This is a genomic window from Roseovarius halophilus (ex Wu et al. 2025) (assembly GCF_047086965.1).
Map to the genome: position 1 here is coordinate 1 of NZ_JBKOTX010000345.1, position 3553 is coordinate 3553.

Genomic DNA, 3553 nt, shown 5'->3' on the forward strand with positions numbered 1-3553 from the left:
TATCGCGCCCGGTGATCCCGGCCACGGTGCGCGCGAAGGCCGCGCCCTGGTCGCGGGCCTCCTGCAGACGTTCGGCGCAAGGCTGCAGGGCCCGGGCCAGCGCATCCGCTTCGGCGGCCTCGCCCCGCAGGGCATGGGCCAGCAGCACCCCGTCCTGCCATCCCGCCCCGAAGGCCAGCAAGTTTGCCAGCCAGGTCTCCAACGCGGGGGCATCCGCCACCGTGCCCGCGGCGATGGCCGCCTCCAGCCCGTGGGAATAGGCGAAGCCCCCCACCGGGAAGGCGGGCGAGAGCCATTGCACCAGCGCCATATGGGCGGGGGACAGCATCAGCCGTGCCCGTGGTCATGCGTGTGGCCATGATCGTGGCCCATGGTGCGCCCCTTGCCGTAGGCCCCGCCCTCGGGGCGGAAGGGGCCGGTCACGGGGGCGAGGTCAGCGCCCAGCCGGGCCAGCATCGCCTCGATCACCGGATCGCGGCGGATCGTCAGATGCGCCGTGCCGATCTGGCAGGGGGTGTGCCGGTTGCCGATATGCCAGGCCAGCCGGGCCAGATCGCCGCGCACTTCGATCAGCGCCTCGGGCGCGGGTTCGATGGCCACGGCCCGCCCGTCGTCGAGCGCCAGGCCCCAGTGATCGTCCAGGTTGGTCAGCTCTGGCAGGTCCACCAGAAAGGCCAGCCCGCCCTGCCCGACCAGCCGCTTGCGGCGCAGCAGCCGCCCGTCATAGTCGAGCCGCACGGTATCGGCCACCTCGGCGGCCGGATCGGTCAGCACCGCGCGCGCCACGGGCAGGTTGGTGACAGGCAAGTCGGTCACGGGCAGGTCGGTCACGGAAGGATCAGGCATCGGGCCCCCTCAGAACAGGAAATAGCGTTGCGCCAGCGGCAGGTCCTCGGCCGGGGCGCAGGTCAGAACGGTGCCATCGGCGCGCACCTCGTAGGTCTCGGGGTCCACCTCGACCTCGGGGGTCAGGCTGTTGTGGATCATGTCGCGCTTGCCGATGCTGCGGGTGTTGGTGGCCGGCAGCGTATCCTTGGCCAGCCCCAGCGCGGCGCCGATCCCGTCCTCGTGGGCCGCGGTGCTGACAAATGTCACCGAAGAGCGTTCGCGCGCGCGGCCCAGCGCCCCGAACATGGGCCGGGCGTGGACCGGCTCGGCCGGGATCGAGCCGTTGGAATCGCCCATCTGCGCCATGACGATGGACCCGCCCATCAGCACCATCTCGGGCTTGGCGCCGAAAAAGGCCGGGGCCCAGAGGCAGAGGTCGGCGCGCTTGCCCACCTCGATGCTGCCGATATGCGCGCTCAACCCGTGCACGATGGCCGGGTTGATGGTGTATTTGGCGATATAGCGCTTGGCCCGGGCGTTGTCGTTCTCGCCGGCCTCGTCCGCCAGGCGGCCACGCTGGCGGCGCATCTTGTCGGCGGTCTGCCAGGTCCGCAGGATGACCTCGCCCACCCGGCCCATGGCCTGGCTGTCCGACGAGATCACCGAAAAGGCCCCGATGTCGTGCAGGATATCCTCGGCGGCGATGGTCTCGCGCCGGATGCGGCTCTCGGCAAAGGCGACATCCTCGGGAATCGCCTTGTCCAGGTGGTGGCAGACCATCAGCATGTCGAGGTGTTCCTCGATCGTGTTGACGGTATAGGGCATGGTCGGATTGGTCGACGAGGGCAGCACATTCTGCGTGCCCACGACCTTCATGATGTCGGGCGCGTGGCCGCCGCCCGCGCCCTCGGTGTGGTAGGCATGGATGGCGCGGCCCTTGAAGGCGGCCAGCGTGTTCTCGACGAAGCCGCTCTCGTTGAGGGTGTCGGTGTGGATCATGACCTGCACGTCCATGTCCTCGGCCACGCTCAGGCAGCAGTCGATGGCCCCGGGCGTGGTGCCCCAGTCCTCGTGCAGCTTGAGCGCGGCCGCCCCGGCGCGCACCTGTTCGGCCAGCGCGTCGGGCAGGCTGGCGTTGCCCTTGCCCGCGAAGGCCAGGTTCATGGGCAGCGCATCGGCGGCCTGCAACATGCGCCCGATGTGCCAGGGACCGGGCGTGCAGGTGGTCGCCAGCGTGCCATGGGCCGGGCCGGTGCCGCCGCCCAGCATGGTGGTGATGCCCGAATGCAGCGCGTCATCGATCTGTTGCGGACAGATGAAATGGATATGCGCATCGAAGCCCCCGGCGGTGAGGATCTTGCCCTCGCCCGCGATGGCCTCGGTGCCCGGTCCGATGACGATGTCCACATCGGGCTGGGTGTCGGGGTTGCCAGCCTTGCCGATGGCCGCGATGCGGCCACCCTTCAGCCCGACGTCGGCCTTGTAGATGCCGGTATGGTCGAGGATCAGCGCATTGGTGATGACGGTATCCACAGCGCCTGCCGCGCGGGTCGCCTGGGATTGGCCCATGCCGTCGCGGATGACCTTGCCGCCGCCGAACTTGACCTCTTCGCCATAGGTGGTGAGATCCTGCTCGACCTCGATCACCAGCTCGGTGTCGGCCAGCCGCAGCCTGTCGCCCGTGGTGGGGCCGTACATGCCGGCATAGGCGGCGCGGGAAAGCGTACGTGCCATTAGAGGTCCCCCATCACCTGCTGGTTGAAGCCGAAGACCCGCCGCGCCCCGCCGTAGGGGACAAGGCGCACCTCGCGGGTCTGGCCCGGCTCGAAGCGCACCGCGGTGCCCGCGGGAATGTCCAGCCGCTGCCCGCGGGCGGCGGCACGGTCGAAGTCCAACCCGGAATTGGCCTCGGCAAAGTGGTAGTGGCTGCCCACCTGCACAGGCCGGTCGCCGGTATTGGCGACCTCCAGCACCGTGACCTCGGCGCCCGCGTTCAGGGTGATCTCGCCCTCGGCGGGAAACAGCTCTCCGGGGATCATTTGCGGCCCCGCCCAAGGGCATAGCCGCCCGCCAGCGCCAGCAGCCCGACCAGCACCAGCCCGAGCGCGTCGATGCCATGCGGGTGCATGTGCGCGCCGGAATGGGCCTGCGCCAGGCTCGGCAGGATCAGCAGAAGGGGCAGAAGAAAACGCATGGGATCGGTCCTTTTTCCAGGTCAGCGGATGGGGTCGTGAACGGTCACCAGCTTGGTGCCGTCGGGAAAGGTGGCTTCGACCTTGACCGAGGGGATCATCTCGGGGATGCCCGCCATGCAGTCCTCAGCCGTAACGACATGCGCGCCCGCCTCCATGAGGTCGGCCACGCTGCGGCCCTCGCGCGCGCCCTCGACCACGAAATCCGAGATCAGCGCGATGGCCTCGGGGTGGTTGAGCTTGACGCCACGGGCCTTGCGGCCGCGGGCCACCATGGCGGCGACCGAGATCAGCAGCTTGTCCTTTTCGCGGTGGGTCAGGTTCATCGCGGGGGCTCTCCTGTCGGGTGGGGATCATGTTTGCCAGACGCGCGGCAGCGGGCCGGGGCGCAGAACCGCCAGCAGCCGCGCGACCTGACGGCGCAGCGGCCAGCCGTCGTCGGCCAACAGCCGGATCATCAGCTTGCCGTCGAAGGCCGAAGCGCCGCCGCGGGTGCCCGGCTCGTCAAGCGCGGCGCGCACGGGGGCCAGCGC

At 69.9% G+C, this 3553-nt stretch carries 6 protein-coding genes and 1 pseudogene; all 7 read right to left on the bottom strand.

The features are described from left to right. Positions 1 to 328: urease accessory protein UreF (locus ACH107_RS31045; RefSeq protein ID WP_412509531.1), on the bottom strand; the 328-nt coding region annotated here is incomplete at its 3' end. After that, positions 328 to 846, bottom strand: a complete 519-nt coding sequence (locus ACH107_RS31050; RefSeq protein WP_310691460.1) for an urease accessory protein UreE — start codon at positions 844 to 846, stop codon at positions 328 to 330. The genes ACH107_RS31045 and ACH107_RS31050, both read right to left, overlap by 1 nt. Positions 847 to 855: 9 nt before the next feature. After that, positions 856 to 2562 carry an urease subunit alpha gene (ureC, locus tag ACH107_RS31055; protein ID WP_412509532.1) on the bottom strand — a complete coding sequence of 569 codons (1707 nt, stop codon included), beginning with the start codon at positions 2560 to 2562 and terminating at the stop codon, positions 856 to 858. Next, positions 2562 to 2867: an urease subunit beta gene (locus tag ACH107_RS31060; RefSeq protein ID WP_310691458.1), complete on the bottom strand. Its 306-nt coding sequence runs from the start codon at positions 2865 to 2867 to the stop codon at positions 2562 to 2564. Before ACH107_RS31060 ends, ureC begins: the two co-directional genes overlap by 1 nt. Continuing rightward, positions 2864 to 3022, bottom strand: a complete 159-nt coding sequence (locus tag ACH107_RS31065) for a hypothetical protein (protein ID WP_412509533.1) — start codon at positions 3020 to 3022, stop codon at positions 2864 to 2866. Before ACH107_RS31065 ends, ACH107_RS31060 begins: the two co-directional genes overlap by 4 nt. Before the next feature lie 21 nt (positions 3023 to 3043). After that, positions 3044 to 3346, bottom strand: a complete 303-nt coding sequence (locus tag ACH107_RS31070; protein WP_084861292.1) for an urease subunit gamma — start codon at positions 3344 to 3346, stop codon at positions 3044 to 3046. Positions 3347 to 3373: 27 nt separating this feature from the next. Continuing rightward, positions 3374 to 3553, bottom strand: a pseudogene (locus ACH107_RS31075) (urease accessory protein UreD); the annotation flags it as partial.